Source organism: Serratia sp. T13T92 (assembly GCF_047530105.1).
Taxonomy (GTDB): domain Bacteria; phylum Pseudomonadota; class Gammaproteobacteria; order Enterobacterales; family Enterobacteriaceae; genus Chania; species Chania fonticola.
On the sequence record NZ_JBLJAK010000013.1, the window covers coordinates 81,937 to 103,770 of the forward strand.

At 53.1% G+C, this 21,834-nt stretch carries 22 protein-coding genes; 12 read left to right on the plus strand and 10 right to left on the minus strand.

Features of this window, described 5'->3' with window-relative positions:
* The first annotated feature begins 528 nt into the window (after positions 1-528).
* Both mdtJ and mdtI read left to right on the plus strand, forming a co-directional pair.
* Positions 529-897 carry a multidrug/spermidine efflux SMR transporter subunit MdtJ gene (mdtJ, locus tag ACMV5I_RS14395; RefSeq protein WP_021181165.1) on the plus strand — a complete coding sequence of 123 codons (369 nt, stop codon included), beginning with the start codon at positions 529-531 and terminating at the stop codon, positions 895-897.
* Positions 884-1,213: a multidrug/spermidine efflux SMR transporter subunit MdtI gene (gene mdtI, locus ACMV5I_RS14400; RefSeq protein WP_021181166.1), complete on the plus strand. Its 330-nt coding sequence runs from the start codon at positions 884-886 to the stop codon at positions 1,211-1,213. Before mdtJ ends, mdtI begins: the two co-directional genes overlap by 14 nt.
* Before the next feature lie 65 nt (positions 1,214-1,278).
* Here the strand turns inward: mdtI and ACMV5I_RS14405 are convergent, their stop codons facing one another.
* Positions 1,279-1,623 carry a RidA family protein gene (locus ACMV5I_RS14405; RefSeq protein WP_021181167.1) on the minus strand — a complete coding sequence of 115 codons (345 nt, stop codon included), beginning with the start codon at positions 1,621-1,623 and terminating at the stop codon, positions 1,279-1,281.
* Between the two features lie 133 nt (positions 1,624-1,756).
* On the opposite strand from ACMV5I_RS14405, the gene ACMV5I_RS14410 reads away from it, so the two are divergent.
* The 5 genes from ACMV5I_RS14410 to rnd all read left to right on the plus strand — a co-directional run bounded on the left by ACMV5I_RS14410 (position 1,757) and on the right by rnd (position 8,258).
* On the plus strand, positions 1,757-3,658 hold the full coding sequence (locus ACMV5I_RS14410) for an ATP-dependent DNA helicase (RefSeq protein WP_121607019.1): 1,902 nt from the start codon (positions 1,757-1,759) through the stop codon (positions 3,656-3,658).
* A 72-nt stretch (positions 3,659-3,730) separates the two neighbouring features.
* Positions 3,731-4,432 (plus strand): tRNA (adenosine(37)-N6)-threonylcarbamoyltransferase complex dimerization subunit type 1 TsaB, encoded by a 702-nt coding sequence (tsaB, locus tag ACMV5I_RS14415; protein ID WP_411754939.1) that lies wholly within the window; start codon positions 3,731-3,733, stop codon positions 4,430-4,432.
* A gap of 105 nt (positions 4,433-4,537) precedes the next feature.
* Positions 4,538-5,128 carry a Slp family lipoprotein gene (locus ACMV5I_RS14420; RefSeq protein WP_046808505.1) on the plus strand — a complete coding sequence of 197 codons (591 nt, stop codon included), beginning with the start codon at positions 4,538-4,540 and terminating at the stop codon, positions 5,126-5,128.
* A gap of 230 nt (positions 5,129-5,358) precedes the next feature.
* Complete coding sequence (fadD, locus tag ACMV5I_RS14425) at positions 5,359-7,047, plus strand: long-chain-fatty-acid--CoA ligase FadD (protein ID WP_121607018.1); 1,689 nt, start codon at positions 5,359-5,361, stop codon at positions 7,045-7,047.
* Positions 7,048-7,136: 89 nt separating this feature from the next.
* The gene (gene rnd / locus ACMV5I_RS14430; protein WP_414824636.1) at positions 7,137-8,258 is read left to right on the plus strand and encodes a ribonuclease D; all 1,122 of its coding nucleotides are present in this window, start codon (positions 7,137-7,139) and stop codon (positions 8,256-8,258) included.
* Between the two features lie 234 nt (positions 8,259-8,492).
* On the opposite strand, the gene minE is transcribed toward rnd, so the two are convergent.
* Genes minE through minC form a run of 3 tightly spaced genes read right to left on the minus strand, consistent with a single transcriptional unit; the run spans position 8,493 to position 10,296 of the window.
* Entirely contained in the window at positions 8,493-8,762 is a 270-nt protein-coding gene (gene minE / locus ACMV5I_RS14435; RefSeq protein WP_021181173.1) for a cell division topological specificity factor MinE, read from the minus strand.
* 3 nt (positions 8,763-8,765) lie between these two features.
* Complete coding sequence (gene minD / locus ACMV5I_RS14440) at positions 8,766-9,578, minus strand: septum site-determining protein MinD (RefSeq protein WP_024486629.1); 813 nt, start codon at positions 9,576-9,578, stop codon at positions 8,766-8,768.
* Positions 9,579-9,603: 25 nt separating this feature from the next.
* Positions 9,604-10,296, minus strand: coding sequence for a septum site-determining protein MinC (gene minC, locus ACMV5I_RS14445; protein ID WP_121607016.1), 693 nt, complete (start codon positions 10,294-10,296; stop codon positions 9,604-9,606).
* A gap of 135 nt (positions 10,297-10,431) precedes the next feature.
* On the opposite strand from minC, the gene ACMV5I_RS14450 reads away from it, so the two are divergent.
* From ACMV5I_RS14450 to ACMV5I_RS14465, 4 genes are all read left to right on the plus strand, one after another.
* On the plus strand, positions 10,432-10,704 hold the full coding sequence (locus tag ACMV5I_RS14450; protein ID WP_021181176.1) for a YcgL domain-containing protein: 273 nt from the start codon (positions 10,432-10,434) through the stop codon (positions 10,702-10,704).
* 105 nt (positions 10,705-10,809) lie between these two features.
* A complete protein-coding gene (locus ACMV5I_RS14455; protein WP_414824637.1) occupies positions 10,810-11,820 on the plus strand; it encodes a lytic murein transglycosylase in 1,011 nt (336 codons plus the stop codon).
* A 90-nt stretch (positions 11,821-11,910) separates the two neighbouring features.
* Complete coding sequence (locus ACMV5I_RS14460; protein WP_024486626.1) at positions 11,911-12,567, plus strand: fumarylacetoacetate hydrolase family protein; 657 nt, start codon at positions 11,911-11,913, stop codon at positions 12,565-12,567.
* A gap of 212 nt (positions 12,568-12,779) precedes the next feature.
* A complete protein-coding gene (locus tag ACMV5I_RS14465) occupies positions 12,780-13,226 on the plus strand; it encodes a YcgN family cysteine cluster protein (protein WP_021181179.1) in 447 nt (148 codons plus the stop codon).
* A 232-nt stretch (positions 13,227-13,458) separates the two neighbouring features.
* On the opposite strand, the gene ACMV5I_RS14470 is transcribed toward ACMV5I_RS14465, so the two are convergent.
* From ACMV5I_RS14470 to nhaB, 5 genes are all read right to left on the minus strand, one after another.
* Complete coding sequence (locus ACMV5I_RS14470) at positions 13,459-13,896, minus strand: universal stress protein (RefSeq protein WP_202672669.1); 438 nt, start codon at positions 13,894-13,896, stop codon at positions 13,459-13,461.
* Between the two features lie 140 nt (positions 13,897-14,036).
* Positions 14,037-14,936 carry a Kdo hydroxylase family protein gene (locus tag ACMV5I_RS14475; protein WP_174333561.1) on the minus strand — a complete coding sequence of 300 codons (900 nt, stop codon included), beginning with the start codon at positions 14,934-14,936 and terminating at the stop codon, positions 14,037-14,039.
* Positions 14,937-15,583: 647 nt separating this feature from the next.
* Positions 15,584-16,900, minus strand: a complete 1,317-nt coding sequence (locus ACMV5I_RS14480) for an IS4 family transposase (RefSeq protein ID WP_414824638.1) — start codon at positions 16,898-16,900, stop codon at positions 15,584-15,586.
* Between the two features lie 118 nt (positions 16,901-17,018).
* The gene (gene dsbB / locus ACMV5I_RS14485) at positions 17,019-17,549 is read right to left on the minus strand and encodes a disulfide bond formation protein DsbB (protein ID WP_021181182.1); all 531 of its coding nucleotides are present in this window, start codon (positions 17,547-17,549) and stop codon (positions 17,019-17,021) included.
* A gap of 122 nt (positions 17,550-17,671) precedes the next feature.
* On the minus strand, positions 17,672-19,246 hold the full coding sequence (gene nhaB, locus ACMV5I_RS14490) for a sodium/proton antiporter NhaB (RefSeq protein ID WP_414824639.1): 1,575 nt from the start codon (positions 19,244-19,246) through the stop codon (positions 17,672-17,674).
* A 243-nt stretch (positions 19,247-19,489) separates the two neighbouring features.
* On the opposite strand from nhaB, the gene fadR reads away from it, so the two are divergent.
* The gene (gene fadR, locus ACMV5I_RS14495; RefSeq protein ID WP_021181184.1) at positions 19,490-20,209 is read left to right on the plus strand and encodes a fatty acid metabolism transcriptional regulator FadR; all 720 of its coding nucleotides are present in this window, start codon (positions 19,490-19,492) and stop codon (positions 20,207-20,209) included.
* 67 nt (positions 20,210-20,276) lie between these two features.
* On the opposite strand, the gene ACMV5I_RS14500 is transcribed toward fadR, so the two are convergent.
* Positions 20,277-21,812 (minus strand): SpoVR family protein, encoded by a 1,536-nt coding sequence (locus tag ACMV5I_RS14500; protein ID WP_024528759.1) that lies wholly within the window; start codon positions 21,810-21,812, stop codon positions 20,277-20,279.
* Between the last annotated feature and the right edge of the window lie 22 nt (positions 21,813-21,834).

Consider the following 21,834-nt stretch of genomic DNA (forward strand, 5'->3'; position numbering starts at 1 on the left):
ACTTACCGGCTAGCGAAATTCTCACAAGGCTCAGGTGTAAATCCGAGCCTTTTTTTAATTTTTAAAAACATTAAGGCTCTTATTTATAACTCATTTTTTTTCGCTAAATGTGAAAACAGCGGTTTGCTTTCTGATTTTCGCTATGGTAAAACTAATGCAGTTGAAAATTTTACATTCATGAGGATATTGGGCAAATCGCACGGTGTGCGGCTGAAGATAGAGAATAATTATGATGAAACTTAATGGAACGCCTCTCAGAACATCTTGTTGCCAACTTTTCCTTTCTGCCATTCTTGCCAGTGAGCATCACTGGTGCAGCGAGCTATAGCGTCTTTCTCCCTTAACCGGTGCTGATGACTGGGTTCACTTCCCGTCGTTTGGCGTTGCCGGGCAAACTTCTTTAATACGTTTGGGTAGGTTTATCCCCAGAGATTTCTATATCTCAAGCGCCGCCGTGCGCCTGTTTGATGAGATAGATTGGGATAAATACGCCTTAGCGTGCGTGATTCGCCGTTTGGGAGAAAAATTATGATTTATTGGATCTTTTTAGGCTTTGCCATTACCGCCGAAATTATCGGTACCCTGTCCATGAAATACGCTAGCGTCAGCGGCGGTATGACCGGACACATCGTCATGTACGTGATGATCACCCTGTCTTACATCATGCTGTCATTAGCGGTAAAACGCGTGGCCTTGGGCGTTGCTTACGCCCTATGGGAAGGGATCGGCATCCTGTTTATTACCCTGTTCAGCGTGATGCTGTTTGATGAGCCAATCTCTGCGCTGAAAGTGCTGGGCTTGGTAGCGTTGATTGCCGGGATCCTGCTGGTGAAATCCGGCACCCGCAAGCCACGAAAACAGGTCAGCCCGCGAGGTAACAACCATGCAACAGCTTGAGTTGTACCACATTGGGTTTCTGGCCTTGGCCATCGTACTGGAGATTGTGGCCAACATCTTTCTGAAGATGTCGAACGGTTTTAGCCGAGTTTGGCTGGGGCTGTTGTCTTTGGTGTCGGTATTAGGGGCGTTCAGCGCGCTGGCGCAGGCGGTGAAGGGGATCGATCTTTCAGTCGCTTATGCGCTGTGGGGCGGTTTCGGTATTGCTGCCACTATCGCTGCCGGTTGGATCCTGTTCGGTCAACGGCTCAATGCCAAAGGCTGGATGGGGCTGGCCCTGTTATTGACGGGTATGGTCATCATCAAACTGGCTTAACGGCCAAATAAAAAACCGCAGGTCTCTACTCTTGGATTAAGGGTATGACCTGCGGTTTTTTTGTTTTACAGCGCCGCGATGATCTTGATTTCAACTTTGTATTTAGGATTCATCAGACGTGCTTCTACGGTACAACGTACCGGCGCGCTGCCTGCAACAACCCAGGCATCCCAGGCGGCATTCATGGCGGCAAAATCATCGCCGTTGGCCAGGAAAATGGTGGCGTCTAAAATCCGGCTCTTGTCCGAACCCACTCGCTCCAACAGCACATCGATAGCGGCCAAGGTGTTGGCGGTTTGCGCTGTAGCGTCATCGTCCAGATTTTCCGGGACGCTGGTGTAATAAACGGTGTCATTGTGGATCACCGCTTCTGACCAGCGCTGTGCCGGATCAATTCGTTCGATATTCATGCAATTATCTCCTTATCATCAACGTCATAAGCGTATCACAGCCGGGAACGGATGTGTGTGCGGATAAAGTCGGTGGTAGCGGCGTGGCAGGCTTGGCATAATCACCGCTGAATGATACCGGCAGAGAGATAGCGTGGCAGACGATTTCGCACCAGAAGGCGCATTGGCGCAGGCAATTAAAGGGTTCAAACCCCGTGAACCGCAAAGATTGATGGCAGAGGCGGTAACGGAAGCCATCAATTTCAAACAGGAACTGGTCGTCGAGGCAGGAACCGGCACCGGTAAAACCTACGCCTATCTGGCACCGGCGCTGCGTTCAAAGCGCAAGGTGATTATTTCCACCGGCTCCAAGGCCTTGCAGGATCAGCTTTACGCTCGCGATCTGCCCACCGTGGCCAAGGCATTAAAATACAAAGGCAAGCTGGCGCTGCTGAAGGGGCGTTCCAACTATCTGTGCCTGGAACGCCTGGAGCAGCAATCCATGGCTGGTGGCGAACTGGCTGGCCAGACGCTGATCGATCTGGTGCGGCTGCGCAGTTGGTCAACCCTGACGGAAGAAGGGGATATCAGCTCCTGCAGCGATGTGGCGGAAGACAGCTTTGTCTGGCCGCTGGTGACCAGCACCAACGATAACTGTCTGGGCAGTGATTGCCCGCTGTATAAAGAGTGCTTCGTGGTCAAGGCACGGCGCCGGGCAATGGATGCCGACGTGGTGGTGGTTAACCATCATCTGTTTCTGGCGGATATGGTGGTCAAGGAGGGCGGTTTTGCCGAACTGATCCCGGAGGCGGACGTGATGATCTTCGACGAAGCGCATCAAATTCCGGATATCGCCAGCCAATACTTCGGCAAGCAGCTCACCAGCCGCCAACTGATGGATCTGGCCAAAGATATCACCATTGCTTACCGTACCGAGGTACGCGACAGCGCACAGCTGCAAAAGAGCGCCGATCGCCTCAGCCAGAGCACGCAGGATTTCCGTTTAGCGCTGGGGGAACCGGGTTTTCGCGGTAACCTTCGTGAGGTGCTAACTCAGCCTAACGTCCAGCGCGCCTTGCTGTTGCTCGATGATGCTTTGGAACTGTGTTACGACGTGGTCAAGCTTTCCCTGGGCCGTTCGGCGTTGCTGGATGCTGCCTTTGAACGTGCTACGCAGTTCCGCGCTCGCCTGAAACGGCTCAAAGAGGTCAACGAACCCGGTTTCAGCTATTGGTATGAATGCAACTCACGCAGTTTTGTGTTGGCGCTAACGCCATTGACGGTATCAGACCGCTTCCGCGAGATGCTGGATGAAAAACCGGGTAGCTGGATTTTCACCTCAGCAACGCTGTCGGTGAATGAGCAAATGGGTCACTTTACCGATCGCTTGGGGCTGAATAAGGCCAAAACTCTACTGCTACCCAGCCCGTTTGACTATGCCAATCAGGCGCTGCTTTGCGTGCCACGTTTCCTGCCCTCGCCGAATCAACCCGGTGGGGCACGACAACTGGCCCGAATGCTGCGGCCAATGATTGAGGCCAACCAGGGCCGCTGTTTCTTCCTCTGCACCTCGCATCAGATGATGCGTGAGCTGGCTGAAGAGTTCCGCGCCACCTTGACGCTGCCGGTGCTGTTGCAAGGGGAAACCAGCAAGGGTCAACTGTTGGCGCAGTTTGTCGAAGCGGGCAATGCGTTACTGGTGGCAACCAGCAGCTTCTGGGAAGGGGTTGACGTGCGCGGTGATGCGCTCTCTTGCGTGATTATCGATAAGCTGCCGTTTACCTCGCCGGACGATCCGTTGCTGAAGGCGCGCATTGAAGATTGCCGTTTACGCGGCGGTGACCCGTTCAATGATGTGCAACTGCCCGATGCAGTGATTACGCTCAAGCAGGGGGTTGGCCGTCTGATCCGCGATACCGACGATCGGGGCGTGCTGGTGATTTGTGATAACCGCCTGGTGATGCGCCCTTATGGTGAAGTGTTTCTCAACAGCCTGCCACCAACGCCACGTACCCGCGATCTTGCGCAGGCTATTGCCTTCCTCAAGGGTGAATAGGCGCGACTTCTGGGGTGTGCTACAATGCGCGCCCTGTATGAAACCACTGATATTTCCCGCCTGAGGTTTGGCATGTCCACGCGAATTTTAGCGATCGATACGGCGACGGAAGCATGTTCTGTCGCTATCTGGAATCAAGGCGAAGTTCACGCCCTATTTGAACTGTGCCCACGCGAGCATACCCAGCGCATTTTGCCGCTGGTGCAGCAGGTGCTGGCCGAATCCGGATTATCCCTTTCACAGCTCGATGCCTTGGCCTTTGGCCGTGGCCCTGGGAGCTTTACCGGCGTGCGTATCGGCATTGGTATTGCCCAAGGGCTGGCGCTCGGCGCCGAACTGCCGATGCTTGGGATCTCCACGCTGCAAACCATGGCGCAAGGTGCCTGGCGCATGACCGGCGCGCAGCGAGTGTTGGCAGCGATCGATGCCCGTATGGGCGAGGTCTATTGGGGCCAGTTTGAACGCCAGCTTGATGGCCAGTGGCTGGAAAGCGCAGGGGAAGCGGTGCTGTCTCCACAGCAGGCTCTGGAGCGAGCGCAGCATTTGCAAGGTGATTGGGCCCATGTGGGGACCGGTTGGCAAACCTACCCAGATTTGGTTGCAGGTTCCTCGCTGAACGTTACCGATGGGAAAATGCTGTTGCCGCAGGCCGAAGATATGCTGCCTCTGGCACTACAGGCCTGGCAGCAAGGCTTGGCGGTTAGCGTGGAAAATGCTGAGCCGACCTATTTGCGTAACGAAGTGACATGGAAGAAGCTACCGGGACGCGAATAGTTTCCTATAGTTAATCTAAAGTTGCCGCCGATAGAAAACAGCTCCGCCTGCAACTTGCACTGATGAACGTTGTCGAAGTTACAGCTAATTCAGGAGATTGCGATGATCTTAACCCGTACTGTGAGTAAAAAGCTGTTAACGCTGGCAATCGCAAGCAGCGTATTGGCACTCTCTGGCTGTGTGACCATTCCTGATGCCATCCAAGGCACCAGCCCCACGCCGGTCGATCGACTGTCGGTGGTGCAAAACGCGCCGAAACAGTTTACCGGCGCGGAGGCACGCTTCGGCGGTACCGTGGTTGCGGTGGCTAATGAACGTGGGCGTACCATTCTGGAGATTGCGGCGGTGCCGCTGGATTCTGGCGCTCGCCCGATATTGGGGGAACCTTCGCAAGGCCGTTTGCTGGCTTCGGTTAACGGCTTCCTCGACCCGGTCGACTTCAGAGGGCAACTGGTCACCGTAGTTGGGCCGATCACCGGCCTACGGGACGGTAAGATTGGCATGACGCCTTACCGCTTTGTCACCATGGATGCGACCGGTTTCAAGCGTTGGCGAATCGCTCAGCAGATTGTGATGCCACCACAGCCAATGGGGCCGTGGGGCTGGCATAATGGCCCATGGGGCCCAGGTTGGGGCGGGGGTTATGGCTGGTATAATCCAGGTCCGGCGCAGGTGCAAACTTTCGTTACGGAGTAAGGACGCAGATCTGAGGCTTCGGCAAGTAGGATAGTTTTTATACTTTAGGGCGGCTTAATGGCCGCCTTAACTTTTTTTGTTGTGCGGTTGCGTCGGCAATTAGTGACGCACATCGCAACCTGAATATTGTTTAAAACCCAAACTGGTACGCTGAGTTAAAATATTGTTAAAGTTTGGCTGCAATTTTGGGGGCTGCGATGATAATTAGTAATGATTTCAGGAGTAATAGCTTGGAAAAGGTCTGGTTAAAACGTTACCCGGCGGATGTTCCGGCAGAAATCGATGCCGATCAATACTCATCCCTGATCGAAATGTTTGAGAATGCGGTTGCCCGTTACGCGGATCAACCCGCCTTTATCAACATGGGTGAGGTGATGACCTTCCGCAAGCTGGAAGAGCGCAGCCGAGCGTTTGCCGCCTACCTGCAAAACGAGTTGGGGCTGAAAAAAGGCGACCGTGTGGCGCTGATGATGCCCAACCTGTTGCAATACCCGATCGCCCTGTTCGGTATTTTACGGGCGGGGATGGTGGTGGTTAACGTCAACCCGCTGTATACCCCTCGTGAGTTGGAACATCAACTGAACGACAGCGGTGCCAGCGCGATTGTCATCGTTTCCAATTTTGCCCACACCTTGGAAAAGGTGGTGTTCAAAACCCAGGTTAAACACGTTATCCTGACCCGCATGGGCGACCAGCTCTCCGCCGCCAAAGGCACGTTGGTCAACTTTGTGGTGAAGTACATCAAGCGACTGGTGCCCAAGTACGACCTGCCGGACGCCATCTCGTTTCGCAGCGCGTTGCAGCGTGGCCGCCGCCTGCAATACGTGAAGCCAGATATTATCAATACCGATCTGGCCTTCCTGCAGTATACCGGCGGTACAACCGGCGTGGCAAAAGGAGCGATGCTGACCCACCGCAACATGCAGGCCAATCTGGTACAGGCCAAAGCGGCTTATGTGCCGTTACTGCGTGAAGGGCAGGAGTTGGTAGTCACCGCCTTGCCGCTGTATCACATCTTTGCGTTGACGGTGAACTGCCTACTGTTTATCGAGTTGGGCGGCCGTAGCCTGCTGATCACCAACCCACGTGATATTCCGGGCCTGGTGAAGGAGCTGGCAAAATACCCGTTCAGCGCCATGACCGGGGTAAATACCCTGTTTAATGCGTTATTGAACAATGAAGATTTCCAGAAGCTGGACTTCTCCACGCTGCGGCTTTCCGTTGGCGGAGGGATGTCGGTGCAGAAATCGGTGGCGGAAAAGTGGGAAAAGCTGACCGGCCATCATTTGCTGGAAGGCTATGGGCTGACGGAGTGCTCTCCGCTGGTCTCTGGCAACCCGCATGATTTGAAACACTACAGCGGCAGCATTGGCCTGCCGGTGCCATCTACCGATATCCGTCTGGTGGATGATGAAGGCAAAGATGTGCCGGTCGGTCAACCCGGTGAACTTTGGGTTAAAGGGCCGCAAGTTATGTTAGGCTATTGGCAACGCCCTGAAGCGACGGACGAAGTGTTGCGCGATGGCTGGCTGGCGACTGGGGATGTGGTTACCGTGGATGAAGAGGGCTTTATCCGCATCGTTGACCGCAAGAAAGATATGATCCTGGTTTCTGGTTTTAACGTCTATCCGAACGAGATCGAAGAGATCGTTAGCCAGCATCCGAAAGTGCTGGAATGTGCGGCCATCGGGGTACCCAGCGATGCTTCGGGTGAAGCGGTGAAGATTTGTGTGGTGAAGAAAGATCAGACACTCACCAAAGAAGAGTTGCTAACCCATTGCCGTCGGCACCTGACAGGGTATAAAGTGCCAAAAATTGTTGAGTTCCGTGACGAGTTGCCGAAGTCGAACGTCGGCAAAATCTTACGACGGGAACTGCGTGACGAACAGAAAAAGCCCAAGGCTGACGATGCCGCCTAGGCCAATCGTTGCTCCCCTTTTCAACAGCGCCGGTGAATAAGCCGGCGTTGTTGTGTTTGAATCCTAAAAATGACCAAGAGAATGATGTTTTGAATTATCAGTTGATCACTACCGACGCCGGATTGCAGCAGGTCTGCGAGCAGGCAAGAAACTACGCCCAGGTGGCGCTGGATACCGAGTTCGTCCGCACGCGTACCTATTATCCGCAGTTAGGCCTGATCCAGTTATATGATGGTGAACAACTTTCCCTGATCGATCCTCTCCCCATCAAGCAGTGGCAACCCTTTATCGACCTGCTGGCCGATACCGCCGTAGTGAAATTTCTGCACGCCGGTAGCGAAGATCTGGAGGTGTTTCTGAATGCCTTCAAGACGCTGCCGACACCGATGGTCGACACTCAAATCCTGGCGGCCTTCAGCGGCCATACGCTGTCCTGTGGCTTTGCCAAGCTGGTGACGGAGTATATGCAGGTCGATCTCGATAAGAGTGAATCGCGTACCGACTGGCTGGCGCGGCCATTGACCGAGCGCCAATGCGTTTATGCCGCAGCTGATGTGTTCTACCTGTTGCCGATGGCCAAGCAACTGGTGCAGGAGACCGAGGAAGCGGGTTGGACCGCTGCAGCCGATAACGAGTGCCGCTTGCTCTGCCAACGGCGCAGTGAGGCGCTGGCGCCGGAATTGGCCTATCGCGAAATCACCAATGCCTGGCAGTTACGTCCGCGTCAGTTGGCTTGCCTGCAAAAACTGGCCGAGTGGCGTTTACGTCAGGCGCGTGAACGCGATCTGGCGGTGAACTTTGTCGTGCGTGAAGAGAACCTATGGGCCGTGGCGCGCTATATGCCGGGTTCGCTGGGTGAACTGGAGGCGCTGGGGCTGAGTGGTCCGGAGATCCGCTATCATGGTAAAACCCTGGTGGCGCTGGTGGCGGAGGCTAACGCTCTCGAAGAATCAGCTTTGCCGGCACCGTTGAGTAACCTGGTCGATCATCCTGGCTATAAGAAAGTGTTCAAGGAGATTAAGGCTGCCATTACGTTGGTAAGTGAGCAGAGTGGCCTTAGCGTCGAACTGCTGGCTTCGCGGCGGCAGATTAACCAGTTGCTGAATTGGCACTGGAAATTGAAAGAGAGCGAGTCACAGCCTGAGTTAATCCGTGGTTGGCGTGGTGAGCTATTGGCCGCGCCGTTGCAGGCGATCCTACAGGATTATTAATCGTTAAAGATCGGGCGGGGCAGTTTAAATCAAACTGTTCCGTTTTATCTCGCTAAAAATAAGGCGAAGAAAATATTAATCGCCAGCCTTCACCATAAAGAAAGTGGTGTCAAAAAGAACTGAGAGTAGTCTCAATAGCGCGGAGTTTTTATTTTTGCGCGCGCGTTTATAACTGGACGAATATACAGTTGCCCCCTGTATAAAAATATACAGGGGGCACTCATTGCATCGCAATCATTTAGGCGTTTCTTCCGATTCCGGTAGCGTCACGTTCAGTTCAAGTACCGAAATATCGTCCCCTTTCTGCTCGAATTGCACGTGCAGCATTTCGGGGTCGATCTGAATGTATTTACAAATTACCGCTAGAATATCGCGCTTTAAATCAGGCAGATAGTGGGGTTCGCTGTCCCCACGACGACGTTCTGCGACGATAATCTGTAGCCGTTCCTTGGCTACACTGGCTGTTGATTTTTTGCGGGACAGAAAGAAGTCTAACAGAGCCATGGTTTATCCCCCAAAAAGGCGTTTCAGGAAGCCCTTTTTCTCTTCTTCGATGAAGCGGAACGGGCGTTCTTCCCCTAACAGGCGGTGAACGGTATCGTCATAGGCCTTGCCGGCATCGGACTCACTATCAAGAATAACAGGTTCACCCTGGTTAGAGGCACGTAATACCGACTGATCTTCCGGGATCACGCCAAGTAGCGGGATACGCAGGATTTCCAGCACGTCTTCCATGCTCAACATGTCGCCACGGCTGACGCGGCCCGGGTTGTAACGGGTTAGCAGCAGATGTTCCTTGATCGGGGATTCCCCTCTCTCGGCACGGCGCGATTTGGAAGCCAGAATGCCCAGGATACGGTCGGAGTCACGTACTGAAGACACTTCCGGGTTGGTGGTGATGATGGCTTCATCGGCAAAATACAGCGCCATCAAAGCACCGGATTCGATCCCTGCGGGTGAGTCGCAAACCACAAATTCGAAGGCCATCTCGTCAAGATCGCCGAGGATTTTTTCCACGCCTTCACGGGTCAGTGCGTCTTTGTCACGGGTTTGCGAAGCGGGCAGAATGTAGAGGTTGTCGGTGCGCTTGTCTTTGATTAACGCCTGGTTCAGCGTGGCGTCACCTTGGATAACGTTCACGAAATCGTAAACGACCCGGCGCTCACACCCCATGATGAGGTCAAGATTACGCAGACCGATATCAAAGTCGATCACCACGGTTTTCTTGCCTTTCTGGGCCAAGCCGGTCGCAATGGCCGCACTTGATGTGGTCTTGCCAACGCCCCCTTTACCCGATGTAACAACAATAATGCGTGCCATGAAATGGATTCCTTGTCAAAAGGGCTTAATTTAAAGGTTGTATGGTTAAAGCATTATCCAACAGGCTGAGCCTTGCTGCCTGCCCGAGGTACTCGGACGGGATCTGATCGCTCAACCAGTACTGCCCTGCGATAGAGACTAGCTCAGCACCCAGGTGCGTGCAAAAAATCTGACACTGGGTATCGCCAGAGGCGCCAGCCAGTGCGCGGCCACGCATGCTACCGTAAATATGAATATTGCCGTCGGCAATCAGTTCGGCACCGGCACTGACGCTGCTGGTGACGATCAAATCGCTGTTACGGGCGTAAATCTGTTGACCTGAACGGACAGGAGTACTGATGATGCGCGTTTTGGCTGGGGCATTATCAGGTACTGGCGCGATCACCGGAGCCGGTGGGGCCGCCTTCTGGCCTTTACCTTCATTGAGCAGTGGCAAACCGGCGCGGGCGATGGACCGTTTCTGCCGCTCATCTTTGCAACCGCTGATGCCGACCACGCGCAGCCCAGCCGCAGTGACAGCCCGTTGAATTTCTTTCCAGTCTGCGTCGCCGTTCAGCGTAGCAACATTAATAACAACAGGGGCATTTTTGAGAAAAGCTGGCGCTTGTTCCACCTTTTCTTGCAGTGCCTGGCGTATTACCTCGGGGTCGCAATTATGTAAATGAACCACCGATAGGGTAAAACTGCTGCCTTTTAGCTCAATTGGCGATTGTGACATCTATCCTGACTCAGTCTCAGCAACTTAAATCCCCGGAATACCACTCGGGGTGCGATATTCCGAAGTACTATAAGCATGTTATAGTCAGAGTTATATCCAGGCAAGACGCTGCCTCAATTAAATAGAGTTTTAAAAATGTTTTGTGTCATCTATAGAAGTGCCAAGCGCGATCAGACTTATCTTTATGTCGAAAAAAAAGACGATTTCTCTCGGGTGCCGGAAGATCTGATGAAAAGTTTTGGCACTCCGCAGTATGCCATGATGCTGTCGCTCGACGGGCGTAAGAAATTGGCCTCAGCGGATATCGAGAAGGTGAAAGAAGCCCTAAAGCAGGAAGGGTTTTATCTGCAGTTCCCACCGCCGGTGGAAAACCTATTAAACCTTCATTTGTCTGACGCCAAAAAATAACCGGGCGTCGATTTTCAACCCTGTGTTAACGCCAGCTTTTAAGCATCATCTGCATCTGGCGGCAGGTCGTCACAGGTAGGGAAAATCATGAAGAAGATGTCGATAATGCTAACGCTGCTCCTTTTGGCTGGCTGCGTTAAACAGGTGGGGGCAGCTCCCGCGCCAGCAACGCAGCCAACCGGGAGCACGCTGGCAGAAACCGGGCGTGATCCGGCGGAGTTCCCGGCTTATGTGGAACAATTGAAGCGCCGGGCCATCAAGCAGGGTATACCTGCGGCTACCGTTGAGGCTGCCTTTGCCAACGCGCATTTTGTCGATCGGGTGATTAATGCCGATCGCAATCAGTTGGAAAAGAAGATCACGCTGGATGATTACCTCAGCCGTGTGTTGCCCGCGTGGAAGATCCAGCGGGGCCGCGAGATGCTTCAGCAATATCAGCCACAGCTGGCGCGAGTGACGGCGCGTTATGGCGTTCCGGAACAATACATTGTCGCGCTATGGGGTATGGAAAGTGCCTTTGGCAAGATACAGGGTAAGGAAGATGTTGTTTCTGCGTTGGCGACGCTGGCGTTTGAAGGCCGGCGCGAAGCGTTCTTTTCCAAACAGCTGATGGCGGCCTTACAGATTATTGAGCAGGGTCACGTTGATGCGGGCAACCTGAAAGGGTCCTGGGCGGGGGCGATGGGGCAGAGCCAGTTTATGCCAACCTCGTTTTTGACCTATGCCGCAGATGGAGATGGCGACGGTAAAATCGATATCTGGAATAATCTCGACGATGTGTTTGCCTCCACGGCCAACTATTTGGCTACCGAGGGTTGGCAGGCTGGGGTTGGCTGGGGCCGTGAAGTCAAACTGCCCGCGCAATTCAATGTTGACCAACTGGGGCTGAAAGATGCCCAGGGGCATCGCGAGGAACGGTGGGCGGCAAAAGGAGTGGTGTTAGCGGATGGTTCACCCTTACCGGCCTCTGGTTTGCGTAGTTGGGTGATTGCTCCAGATGATATGCAAGGACGCGCATTCTTGGTTTATGATAACTTCCGTACTCTCATGCACTGGAATCGTTCGTATTATTTCGCGATCAGCGTGGGAATGATGGCCGACGGTATCGGTCAATAGGTCGGTAACTACCAGGTGCCTGGAATGGCACCCCGTACGTATCATGGGCTGAGGTTATCTGGCCCCTACACTGTGGTTGGGAGAGGCGGTATGTATCAACATAGAGACTGGCAAGGAGCGTTGCTTGATTTCCCGGTAAGCAAAGTGGTTTGCGTAGGCAGCAACTACAGCGATCACATCAAGGAGATGGGGAGTGTCACCCCGCCTGAGCCGGTGTTGTTTATCAAACCTGAAACAGCATTGTGTGATATTCGTCAACCGGTTGCGATCCCCAAGGGGCTGGGGTCGATTCATCATGAAGTCGAGTTGGCGGTGCTGATTGGTACCCCATTAAAGCAGGCCAATGAAGATCGCGTGGCCCGTGCCATTGCGGGCTATGGGGTGGCACTGGATTTGACCTTGCGCGATCTGCAGGCCGGGTTCAAGAAGGCGGGTCAACCTTGGGAAAAAGCCAAGGCATTTGATGGCTCTTGCCCGATCTCCGGCTTTATTCCGGTGGCTGAGTTTGGCGATCCGCAAAATGCCGAGCTGTCTTTGTCGATCAATGACGAACTGCGCCAGCAGGGCAATACCCGCGATATGATCAACCCCATTTTGCCGCTGATTGCCTATATGAGCCGTTTCTTTACGCTGCGTGCGGGCGACATCATTCTGACCGGTACTCCTCAAGGGGTCGGGCCAATGGTTTCCGGCGATATGCTGAAAATCTCGCTTAACGGTAAGACCCTGAGCACCCGAGTGATTTAATCCCGCTTTATTTTTCTGCCTGTCGGGCCTTCTGGGTGTTGCAGGCAGAAACCTCTTTGCTACCTTACACTGTTATTATCCACGTTGGATGTCGTTGCGGCAGGCAGGGGCAGCCGGGGAAACGTTTCCTTTTGCGCTGAGTGTCTATATAGTGTGCCCCCTTGAACCTGCTTGCAGGTGGTTTGTTCATTTACCTATTTTCGGAAGTCGATATGTCACAACTCCCTTTTTGGCAACAGAAGACGCTGGACGAAATGTCTGAGGCAGAGTGGGAATCGCTGTGCGACGGATGTGGGCAATGCTGTCTGAACAAGCTGATCGATGAAGATACCGATGAGATTTACTTCACCAACGTGGCCTGCGATCAGCTTAATATCAAATCTTGCCAGTGCCGCAACTACGAGCGCCGCTTTGAGCTGGAAGAAGACTGCATCAAGCTGACGCGCGAAAACCTCACCACGTTCGACTGGCTGCCGCCAACCTGCGCCTATCGCCTGATCGGCGAGGGTAAACCCTTGTTTGACTGGCACCCGTTGGTCAGCGGATCAAAAGCGGCAATGCACGGTGAGCGCATTACCGTACGCCATATCGCGGTGCGTGAAAGCGAAGTCGTGGATTGGCAGGATCATATCCTCAACAAACCCAGTTGGGCTAGGTGAGTGGCTGTTATAACCAGAAACCGTGGCCAAATAATTACGCTTGTCACCGCAACACCTTAAGCTAAGTCAGGAGGGAGCCATGCAGGTTAGCCGACCGTTGAGCGCATGGACGCGCGATACGAGCCTCCAGGGATGGATTCACGGCGTGTCGGCGTTCTGCATGGCTCCCTCCTGTAGCACTATTACGTACAGCTACGTATTACTAGCGCTTTTTAGAACGTAGTCTGCGGTCTTATCGCACCACCAAAACCGAGGTTTTGGCATACCTGACTACCGATGATGCCGTTGTGCCAAGCAAGAAGGTGGTGATACTTGGCCTTCGCGAACCGACAACGATCAGATCGGCGTTGATCTCATCAGCAAAATTCAAAATCCGATCCCGTGGCGCGCCGATCTCTACCGAACAGTGCACTCGGCCTTCCGGAATATCAAACGCCGTAACGGCTTTCTTTAACTCCGCCAGTGCAATCTGTATCCGTTCATCATCGCTGGGCAGCAACCGCTCGGGGTGCGATAACCCATATTCATAATAAGAGAGCATAGGGGAGAGTACGGCGAGGAAATGGATATGCGGGTAATCGATGTTTGCCAGTGAATGAATAGTGGGAATGACTTTCTGTGTTAACTCGATTTCAGCCAAATCAATGGGCGCTAAGATAGTCTTGTACATACAACCTCCATAATGAGTAGGTGATGTGCATACTACTGCGTGATTAATATACCAAATTTGCTGCCCCAATGGGGTGACACAGATCGAAGTTATGGCCGATCCAGCGATTAACCCGCGGATCGGCTGAAAAGCCAGGCTTTCTATATCAATGGCTTGTGTAACAACTCTTGCAAGACGTTCAGCGGCGCATGCTGCGGGGTTTTCATGGCGCTCACCGGTAAAATAAAGGTCTGTTCCAGCATATATTGGCCAGCCATAGCAGCATGGGGAGTTTGATCGGAAAAACAGATCCAGCTGCTTCCTGGGGGGAATTCCACTGCCTGCTGGGGGCCGCTTTCCTGGTAGTCTTTATCTGCCTTCATCGCATCGTGCATTTGCAGCATCAGGTGATCGTAGTGACTACGGCGCGTTTTGGTAATGCCAACTTTATCCTGCAACCAACTGGCAAAGGGCGAATAACGTTTCAGGCGTGGCAGAAAACGTTGCGCCAACTGGGGGAACGGCTCCCCGACTCGCCACTGGCGGCTTTCACCATGAGGGTTGATATTGGTGAAGATGCGTAAAATACGGTTGCCATAATTGGGGCGAGAAGGGAACGCATCGACATGCAGGCGGCGGTCGTCCTTGCGCCATGAAGTCGAGGCTGTCCACGCAGAGATCGGGTGTAGACGCAGGCTATTGGTGGGCATTTGCACTGCGTGCCGATATTCGGGCAGCACGGAATCGATTAAATGCTGGCAGGCTTGATAGTGCCGAGCCATTAATTTATGTACTGCTTCGCGTTTGGCCTCAAGGGCAACCCCGGTCAGTTTTTGTTGTTCTGGCTGATAGCTAATATTTTTGCGTTTGGGATCGACCAACTCTGGGGTGAGTAAGGTTTTTTCCGCGTCGGTCAGATTAAAGGCCAGATGAGGGAAATAGAGCACCTTGCCGCTTTCCAACTCGGCTACGGCATCCAGAGTAGCAGAGGCGGTAGCATTCCAGTCTAAATAGGGCAGCGTTGTGATGGCCGATTGCAGATTGATTTTATTTTCTGACATAGTGATCCCTTGCTCAAAATACTCTGTCTATCTTATTGGCTGCGACTGTTCAGTGGTTGAGCGCCTGCGGCCTTGGTAGACGTAGGCGTTTTATCATGCAGAGCATAGCCGAAATAGCGTGCTAACCGGGCAGTTAGGTTAAACAAAAGTTAAACGGAAAGGTAAATAAATCAGGGCGGATGAGGGGAGTGGCTTATATATGTCAGCATTTTATTAGTATCCGCCCTAAAGTATTAATACGGTGAATGAAAAACGGCCAATCAGTGATTAAGTGTAGCCAATATATCGGTGCTTGAAAGGGGAGAATTGCCAAAGATTGGGCGGTATATCGGCGGGGAACCACAACAAAACTTAATGTTATGTAAATTACGTCATAATCGCCTGGTGGACGCTTCTTTTTAAACAAAATCTTAGGTAGCTTGTCGGCACCTCCGCCTGTGATGAGAATGTGATGATGAAGATGGTACGCCTATTTGCCGTGGCCGGAGTACTGATCGTGCTCGTGTATTACTTTACCCATACTTGATGTTGCTTGCCTACTACACACGATGCCATTGATTACCCAAACGGACGCAGCATGCAGCGGCCCTACTCGGTAAGCCTCAGTAGCAATAAAAAACGGCGCCCTTAGGCGTAATGCTTATCAGTTAAGCTTTTAAAGGAGGCCGCAACGGATAACGTTGCGGCCTCTTTTTTACTGCTCTCGGGTAATGTCGCGCTCTTCTCCCTGGCAGCACGAAGCTAGATGCCATGCTCAGTATCTCTTCCATGACTTTTGGCAGTTTTCCCGGCGACACTCCTGGCAGTAACCGCAAGTGGCTGCACAGATACAACGCGGATTGTTTAAAGCCCATCTGATAAGGCTCTACGCCTTTCAGACTGTACGCCATCTGCCCCATCATAAAGCGCAACAGATTGTACGCCAGCGCCACACCCCACAGTTCCTGACGCACCAGCTCCGGCTTTTTACTCCGCAGTGTCAGCTCATTATTCAGCAGATGCTGTTTCATCTCCCTGAACCCGTGCTCTATCTCCCACCTGTGGCTGTACAGGTCTGCGATATCTGCTTTCGGGTATCTGAGCGGGTCACACATCGATGTCAGTATCTGCACCGTTTTACCCCCCACGTCCTTACTTATCAGTCTTGCTGTCAGGGTTTCCGGGGCATCCCGCCATTTCTTTTTCGCCTGGGGTGACAGCCGCAAGGTCACCAGGCTCTGTCCGGGCCCCAGGTTTCTCACCACCTCATACTGCGCACCTTTGCGTAATGGCAGCATCCAGTGTCTTTCTTCGCCTGATGACTGCCAGCGATGCAGCAGGCCCAGGGCATAGAAGCCTTTATCCATAATGGTCAACGAGTGGTCAGGCGTTTTGGCGATAAGCTGGGCTGCAAGTTCAGCCTCACCTGCATCAGAGACGCTGTCGAAGGCAACGGCAGACAGCAGATGGCTTGTCACTTCCATCTGGCAGACCATACGCAGTTGCGGCCATTCGGACCGCTTGTTCACATTGGCGGTACGGCCAAAAGCAGCATCATTCTCTGGTGTGTCCGGTGTTCTCCACAGCGTGCCGTCTACTGCCATCAACGTCAGTCCGTTCCAGTGAGACAAGGGTGTTTTTTCAAACCAGAGCTGGCGTGTTTTTTCGAACATCAACCGGATAACATCCTCCCCGAGCCGTTGGCGGGCCTGAACAATGGCACTGGGTGCAACAAAAGGCCGGTTGCCGGGCAGAAGAATGTCCATATGGGAGACCAACTGGCTCATGGAGTGAGAGCGGAACAGGGCCATGCCGGTGACAGCCCAGACCATCATCTCCATGGAGAGGCGGCGCTTGCGCAGGGTGACGATACCTGTGTCGGCCAGGCACTCATCAATCAGTTCAGGAGAAAGCAGGTCTGCAAGAGCAGCAAACTCCTGTGGGGAGAATTTATGGACAGTATCTAAAGCTTGGCTGAGTAACATAAAAAAATCCGTAATCCCTGGAGAGATTACGGATTCTTACACAGTGGCTGGATCGTTCAAGTGATCCTTAACTGATCGGCATTACGCCCTTAGGCGCCGTTTTTGCGATGTTATAGCGTTAGCGGCCAAACAGATCGCGTTTACGTTGGCGGACAAATTGGCTGAGCAGAACCACAATCCCGATCAGCAAATAGGCAGCAAAAATCCCCACCAGCCACTGAGGCATTTCCAACGACAGGAACTGCCACTGGCGCACCGAGCAGTCACCTGATGCGTGGAACACCGCAGGCGCCCATTTGTCTAACGGCAGCCAAGATGGGAAGCTGACAAAGAAATCACAGGTATTAAACGGCGATGGATGCAGCTGGATCATCGTGTGTTTCCAGGCTAACTGCAGGCCTTCCCAGGCACTGTAAATCCACAGCAGGATCGCCACATAGCGTAGCGGCGACTTCGGTGCCAATGCACCAAGCAGTGACGCACCCAAAATCCCGAACAGCGCGACACGTTCGTAGATACACATTACGCAAGGCTGTAACAGCATCACGTGCTGAAAATAGAGGGCCGCCAACTCCAGTACCAATGCAGTCAGAGCCAACAACAGCCAAGCACCGCGCCCCTGCGAGCAGCGGTTAAAGAATTGCAACATATCTATATTCTTCCATGCAGTAAGCAATTGAACCGGCAGTGTAAACCAATTCATCCCCGCTGCCAGCTATCTAACGACGATTCAGTGAAAAATATCGTCGTTTGCAGGGACGGTTATGGCGGCTAATGTGCAGCGATTGGGGCCGTCGCGTCAAGCGGTAGCGGCATTAACCACTGCCATTGGGTAAACAGGTCCGTTACCGGTGCCAGAGTATGCTGCACACACAGCAGGCCAACCAGGGTCAGCACCACCGTGTAAGGCAATGCCATCCAGATCATGCGGCCATAAGACAGACGTACCAACGGCGCCAGGGCAGAGGTCAGCAGGAACAGGAAAGCAGCCTGCCCGTTGGGTGTAGCCACCGAAGGCAGATTGGTACCGGTGTTAATCGCTACCGCTAACAGTTCGAACTGTTGCAGTGAAATTGCTCCGTCCGCCAGTGCCGCCCGCGCTTCGTTAATGTAAACCGTACCGACAAAAACGTTATCAGAAACGGAAGAGAGCAGACCGTTGAACAGATAAAACAGGGAAAGCTGTGAGCTCGGCGGTGCTTGTAGCACATAGTGGATCACCGGAGTAAACAGCTGCTGTTCAATGATCACCGCCACGACGGTGAAGAACACCGTCAGCAGCGCGGTAAAGGGCAGGGCTTCTTGGAAAGCCTTACCGATCGCATGCTCATCGGTTACGCCGCACAGCGAGGTTGCCAAAATGATCACCGAGAGGCCAATCAGGCCCACTTCCGCCAGGTGGAAGGCCAAGGCAATCACCAACCAGAGGCCGATTAACGCCTGTACCACCAACTTCATTTTTTCCTGGCGGCTACGCTTGGCCGTTGCCTGGCGATCGAACTCTTTTAGTACGCTACGCACCTGGTCCGGCAGTTTGGTGCCGTAGCCAAATACCGCAAAACGTTCAACCAGCAGGCAAACCAACAGACCGCAAACGAACACCGGTAGCGTGACGGGGGTCATGCGCAGGAAAAATTCGCCAAAGCCCCACCCGGCGCTTTTGGCGATGATCAGGTTCTGCGGCTCGCCCACCATGGTCATCACGCCCCCGAGAGCAGTGCCGACGCCCGCATGCATCAGCAGGCTGCGCAGAAAGCCACGGAACTGTTCCAGCGTCTGTTTATGGTCGGCATCTTCCAGGTGACTATCGTCACTAATATCGATTTTCTGATTGGAGGCGACGTTATGGTAGATCGAATAAAACCCCGTGCCGACGCTGATCACCACCGCGACCACGGTCAGGGCATCCAGGAAGGCAGAGAGCAGTGCAGCGGCAACGCAGAAGGACAACGATAGCAGCATCTTTGAGCGGATGTTCAGCAGCAGTTTGGTAAACACAAACAGCAGCAATTGCTTCATAAAGTAGATGCCTGCCACCATAAACACCAGCAGCAATAACACCTCAAGATTACTGGCAATTTCCGCGCTGACGTGTGCGGGGCTGGTCATGCCGATCAACACTGCCTCAATGGCCAGTAGTCCGCCGGGCTGTAGCGGGTAGCATTTCAGCGCCATCGCCAGCGTAAAGATAAACTCGATAACCAGTAGCCAGCCCGCTACGAAAGGGCTGACCAGGAAAAATACCAAGGGATTGATCACCAGAAAACTGATGATGGCCAGTTTGTACCAATCGGGGGACGCCCCGAGAAAGTTCTTTACCAATGCCGAGCGTATTGTCATATCCATGCTTGTTTTTGCGAAACCTTAAAGTGAGTTGGCTCGTCATACCCTAACAACGGCAGTGGGGCTGATGCAAACAACGAAGCCCTAATAGCCTGAAATTTCGGCGAAGTGGTTTTTTTCATCTTTTTGCCAGCTTATGCACACTTTCGTTTATTGTTTTTGGCTCGCGCTATGTGATGCCCCGGCGATCTGGTATGATCTGCCGATTACAATTACTGATTATCGTCGTTACGGAACATCAAACACATGGTTATAAAGGCGCAGAGTCCTGCCGGTTTCGCGGAAGAGTATATTATTGAAAGTATTTGGAATAACCGCTTCCCTCCCGGCTCTATTTTGCCCGCGGAACGTGAGCTTTCAGAACTGATTGGCGTCACGCGCACCACATTACGTGAGGTTCTACAGCGACTGGCCCGTGACGGCTGGCTGACTATTCAGCACGGCAAGCCGACCAAAGTGAACAATTTTTGGGAAACCTCCGGCCTTAATATTCTGGAAACCCTGGCCCGGCTCGATCACAACAGCGTACCGCAGCTGATCGATAATCTGCTGTCAGTGCGGACCAATATTGCCTCGATCTTTATCCGTGCGGCGGTGCGTAACCACCCGGAGCAGGCGCAGGAAGTGTTGGCGAAAGCGGCGCTGGTTGACGATCAGGCGGATGCCTTCAACCAGCTCGACTATGAAATTTTCCGTGGCTTGGCCTTTGCCTCGGGCAACCCGATTTACGGCCTGATCCTCAATGGCTTGAAAGGGCTGTATACTCGCGTTGGCCGTTATTACTTCTCCAACCCGGAAGCGCGCAAACTCGCACTGACCTTCTACAACAAGCTGTCTAGCCTGTGTCATGAGAAGATGTACGATCAGGTGATGGATTGCGTGCGTAACTACGGTAAAGAGAGTGGGGCTATTTGGCAGAGCATGCAGGGCACTATGCCAAGCGATCTGACCGAAGCGCGTCGTTAATTCGCGTTATTCCCGTAATCAGATAGTTGAAGGGGCGCTGCATGCGCCCCTTTGTCATATTGCCGCTTTATAACGCGTTGGGTCTTGGTGGGCAGCGGTCCAGCAACTCAACGCTACCATCTTCGTTTTGCTGCTCCAGAATAATGTCGAACCCCCATAGACGATGCAGATGTTTCATCACCTCACGGCGACTTTTATCCAATGGAGCCCGGTCCTGCGGAATGTAGCGCAGCGTTAATGAACGATCGCCACGCAGATCCACATTCCAGATCTGAATATTGGGTTCGTGGTTACTCAGGTTGTACTGAGCCGACAGCTCCTGACGTATCGCCCGATAGCCCGCTTCGTTGTGGATCGCTGAAATCTCCAGGTAATTGTTTCGATCGTCATCCAGCACGGTAAACAAGCGGAAATCACGCATCACCTTCGGTGACAGGAACTGGCTGATAAAGCTCTCATCCTTGAAGTCACGCATGGCGAAGTGCAGGGTATCCAACCAGTCTTTGCCGGCGATATCCGGAAACCAGTAGCGATCTTCTTCGGTCGGCGACTGGCAGATCCGTTTGATGTCCTGGAACATGGCAAAGCCCAGCGCGTATGGGTTGATGCCGCTGTAGTATTGGCTGTTGTACGGTGGTTGGTAGACCACATTGGTATGGCTGTGCAAGAACTCGAGCATAAAGCGATCCGTCACGCGCCCTTCGTCATACAGGTGGTTAAGGATGCTGTAGTGCCAGAAGGTGGCCCAGCCCTCGTTCATCACCTGCGTCTGTTTTTGCGGGTAGAAATACTGGCTTACTTTACGCACGATGCGCAGCACTTCGCGCTGCCAGGATTCCAGCAACGGGGCGTTTTTCTCCATAAAATAGAGAATGTTTTCCTGCGGCTCCCGTGGAAAACGCACGGCCTGTTCCGGCAGGGCTTCGCGATCGACTCGCGGCAGGGTTTTCCACAGCGAGTTGACCTGGCTTTGCAGATACTCCTCACGGCTCTTTTGGCGGGCTTTTTCTTCCACCAGCGAGATTTTTTGTGGCCGTTTGTAGCGATCGACCCCGTAATTCATCAGCGCATGGCAGGAGTCCAGCAGCTTTTCTACTTCTTCCACGCCATAGCGTTCCTCACATTCACTGATGTAATGGCGGGCAAACAGCAGATAATCGACAATCGAACTGGCGTCGGTCCAACTGCGGAATAGATAGTTATTTTTGAAAAACGAGTTGTGCCCATAGCAGGCATGAGCCATAACCAGTGCTTGCATGGTGATGGTGTTTTCTTCCATCAGATAGGCAATACACGGGTTGGAGTTGATCACGATCTCATAGGCCAACCCCTGCTGACCATGCTTATAGCGCTGCTCGGTTTCGATGAATTTTTTACCGAATGACCAGTGGGTATAGTTGATCGGCATCCCGACGCTGGAATAGGCATCCATCATCTGCTCGGAGGTAATGACCTCGATCTGATGCGGATAGGTGTCGAGCCGGTAATGTTTGGCAACCCGGTCGATCTGTTCCAGATACACCTGCAACAGGTCGAATGTCCAGTCCGGTCCATCGCTCAGACGTTTATCTTCCTTAACCTTTTTCTGTGTCGAAGTAGTCATCAGCGCACCCTCGTTATGAACG

Bases quoted from the DNA above. Each gene is read 5' to 3' on its own strand.
- mdtJ (WP_021181165.1), top strand. From the start codon at position 529: ATGATTTATTGGATCTTTTTAGGCTTTGCCATTACCGCCGAAATTATC.
- mdtI (WP_021181166.1), top strand. From the start codon at position 884: ATGCAACAGCTTGAGTTGTACCACATTGGGTTTCTGGCCTTGGCCATC.
- ACMV5I_RS14405 (WP_021181167.1), bottom strand. From the start codon at position 1,623: ATGAATATCGAACGAATTGATCCGGCACAGCGCTGGTCAGAAGCGGTG.
- tsaB (WP_411754939.1), top strand. From the start codon at position 3,731: ATGTCCACGCGAATTTTAGCGATCGATACGGCGACGGAAGCATGTTCT.
- minE (WP_021181173.1), bottom strand. From the start codon at position 8,762: ATGGCTCTGTTAGACTTCTTTCTGTCCCGCAAAAAATCAACAGCCAGT.
- minD (WP_024486629.1), bottom strand. From the start codon at position 9,578: ATGGCACGCATTATTGTTGTTACATCGGGTAAAGGGGGCGTTGGCAAG.
- minC (WP_121607016.1), bottom strand. From the start codon at position 10,296: ATGTCACAATCGCCAATTGAGCTAAAAGGCAGCAGTTTTACCCTATCG.
- ACMV5I_RS14450 (WP_021181176.1), top strand. From the start codon at position 10,432: ATGTTTTGTGTCATCTATAGAAGTGCCAAGCGCGATCAGACTTATCTT.
- ACMV5I_RS14455 (WP_414824637.1), top strand. From the start codon at position 10,810: ATGCTAACGCTGCTCCTTTTGGCTGGCTGCGTTAAACAGGTGGGGGCA.
- ACMV5I_RS14460 (WP_024486626.1), top strand. From the start codon at position 11,911: ATGTATCAACATAGAGACTGGCAAGGAGCGTTGCTTGATTTCCCGGTA.
- ACMV5I_RS14465 (WP_021181179.1), top strand. From the start codon at position 12,780: ATGTCACAACTCCCTTTTTGGCAACAGAAGACGCTGGACGAAATGTCT.
- ACMV5I_RS14470 (WP_202672669.1), bottom strand. From the start codon at position 13,896: ATGTACAAGACTATCTTAGCGCCCATTGATTTGGCTGAAATCGAGTTA.
- ACMV5I_RS14475 (WP_174333561.1), bottom strand. From the start codon at position 14,936: ATGTCAGAAAATAAAATCAATCTGCAATCGGCCATCACAACGCTGCCC.
- ACMV5I_RS14480 (WP_414824638.1), bottom strand. From the start codon at position 16,900: ATGTTACTCAGCCAAGCTTTAGATACTGTCCATAAATTCTCCCCACAG.
- dsbB (WP_021181182.1), bottom strand. From the start codon at position 17,549: ATGTTGCAATTCTTTAACCGCTGCTCGCAGGGGCGCGGTGCTTGGCTG.
- nhaB (WP_414824639.1), bottom strand. From the start codon at position 19,246: ATGGATATGACAATACGCTCGGCATTGGTAAAGAACTTTCTCGGGGCG.
- fadR (WP_021181184.1), top strand. From the start codon at position 19,490: ATGGTTATAAAGGCGCAGAGTCCTGCCGGTTTCGCGGAAGAGTATATT.
- ACMV5I_RS14500 (WP_024528759.1), bottom strand. From the start codon at position 21,812: ATGACTACTTCGACACAGAAAAAGGTTAAGGAAGATAAACGTCTGAGC.